The 2,100-nt window shown below is 33.6% G+C and carries 4 protein-coding genes; 3 read left to right on the top strand and 1 reads right to left on the bottom strand.

Going from position 1 to position 2,100, the window contains the following annotated elements; genetic code table 11:
* Positions 1-94 precede the first annotated feature (94 nt).
* Positions 95-787 (bottom strand): LytR/AlgR family response regulator transcription factor, encoded by a 693-nt coding sequence (locus WBN20_RS09625; RefSeq protein WP_297693529.1) that lies wholly within the window; start codon positions 785-787, stop codon positions 95-97.
* Between the two features lie 241 nt (positions 788-1,028).
* Here WBN20_RS09625 and rpsF point away from each other — a divergent pair, with 241 nt between their 5' ends.
* From rpsF to rplI, 3 genes are all read left to right on the top strand, one after another.
* Positions 1,029-1,367 (top strand): 30S ribosomal protein S6, encoded by a 339-nt coding sequence (gene rpsF / locus WBN20_RS09620; protein WP_424271414.1) that lies wholly within the window; start codon positions 1,029-1,031, stop codon positions 1,365-1,367.
* A gap of 5 nt (positions 1,368-1,372) precedes the next feature.
* A complete protein-coding gene (gene rpsR / locus WBN20_RS09615) occupies positions 1,373-1,669 on the top strand; it encodes a 30S ribosomal protein S18 (protein WP_019668764.1) in 297 nt (98 codons plus the stop codon).
* 13 nt (positions 1,670-1,682) lie between these two features.
* The coding region (gene rplI / locus WBN20_RS09610; RefSeq protein ID WP_424281519.1) for a 50S ribosomal protein L9 at positions 1,683-2,100 on the top strand (418 nt) is incomplete at its 3' end.

Below are 2,100 nucleotides of genomic sequence, written 5' to 3'. Positions count from 1 at the left end.
AACAAAAAAAAACATCAAAAGAATTCAAAATTCTTTTGATGCTATTGCTAAGTTCAAAGGCGTGCGTATTATCTATAATGTAGATTATATGTAATTAAACATTGCTTAATGCCTCTGCCAATTCCGTTTTTTTGTTTCTACTCAATGGAATAGATCTGCCGCTTACTTCAACATTCTTACTGTTAAATTTCTCTATCTTTTCAAGATTAACAATGTAAGACTTATGAATCCGCAAAAATTTATCTTCAGGCAATTGTTTTTCAAAAGCCTTCATCGTTGAAAGTATCACAATATTAGCCTCATCTGTAACCAATTTTATATAGTCACCTAAGGCTTCTATCCACTTAATTTCGTTAAGGATTACCTTTCTTTTCTTAAGATTGCTTTTAACGAAAATATGTTCTTCATCTTCATTTACCTTATTCATTTGCTCATATTTAGCTACTGCTCTTTTCACAGAAGCATCAAAACGAGCCATTGTAATGGGTTTATGAAGATAATCTGTTACATCATAGTCAAATGCTTTGAGGGCATAATCCGGTTTACCTGTTATTAAAATTACCTGTGGTCTGTTCTCCAGGGACTCCAATAAGTCAAAACCACTAATAATAGGCATTTCTACATCAAGAAAAATCAAGTCGATTTCATTATTCTTAATGCCGTTTTTGGCTTCAATAGCATTACTGTAATCAGCAATAAGGGCTAGGTTAGGATGATTGTTAACTAATTTTGCAACTGCCATACGTTGCATAGACGAATCATCAACAACAATACTTCTTAGTTTCATAAAGGGGTTGATTTGTGGGGTTAAATCATCGACAAAGTACCGAAAAAACAAGTTTAACTGCAATAAAAGTTGTAAACATTGTTAAATTTTGCGTGTAAATGGTAAATGATTATACATTTTAAGTTTAATAGGTTAAGTTTAATTTCTATGATTCTTGATACCTATAACGAAGATTTTTTCAATTTCTTGTAATTAGAACTAATTATTATTACTTTTGCGCTCCTAAAAAATATAAAATAATATGAACAATTACGAAACTGTTTTCATTTTAAATCCCGTTCTATCAGACACTCAGATAGAGGAAACAGTAAAGAAATTTGAGGATTTCTTAAAGAAAAATGGAGCCAAAATAGTGGCTAAAGAAAATTGGGGGCTTAAGAAATTAGCCTATCCAATACAGAACAAAAAAAGTGGTTTTTATCACTTATTTGAATTTACTGCACCGGGGGAGGTAATTACACCCTATGAACAGGAATTCAGAAGAGATGAGCGTATTATGCGTTTCCTTACCGTTAAACTGGATAAACATGCCATTGAATGGGCGGAAAAAAGAAGAACAAGATTAAAAGCTAAAGCGTAAGTAATATGGCATCTATAGAACAACAAGCAAAAGGCAAAAAGGACGGTGAAATCAGGTATTTGACTCCCCTTAATATTGAGACTAATAAGCAAAAGAAATATTGCCGATTTAAAAAATCCGGAATCAAATATATAGATTATAAAGATCCTGATTTTTTGATGAAATTGGTAAATGAACAAGGGAAACTTTTACCAAGAAGATTAACCGGAACTTCATTGAAGTATCAACGAAAAGTGGCCCAGGCCGTTAAAAGAGCACGTCATTTGGCACTTATGCCATATGTTGGAGATTTATTAAAATAAAAAATAGCGGATCATGGAACTTATTTTAAAAGAAGACGTCCAAAACCTTGGTTTTAAGGATGACGTAGTGAAAGTTAAGAATGGGTACGGTAGAAACTACCTTATACCTAGGGGAGTAGCCATGCTGGCCACTCCATCGGCCAAAAAAGTGCTTGCCGAAAACTTAAGGCAAAAAGCGCATAAAGAGAAAGAGGTAGTAGCTACCGCCAGTAAAACTGGGGAAGCATTAAAAGAACTGCAAATTAAAATTTCAGCTAAAGTAGGAGCTGCGGAAAAATTATTCGGGTCTATATCAAATATGGATGTAGCGGAGGCTTTGGCTAAAGAAGGTCATGAAATTGATAAAAAGTATATCATTATCAAAGGAGGAACAATTAAGCGCGCAGGGCCTTATGAAGCTCAAATTAGACTTCATAGAGATGTAGTTGTCG

The organism is Eudoraea sp. (genome assembly GCF_049665975.1).
Classification (GTDB): domain Bacteria; phylum Bacteroidota; class Bacteroidia; order Flavobacteriales; family Flavobacteriaceae; genus Eudoraea.
Note: the sequence above shows the minus strand (reverse complement) of the source record. Positions and strands in the feature narration are given on the sequence as shown.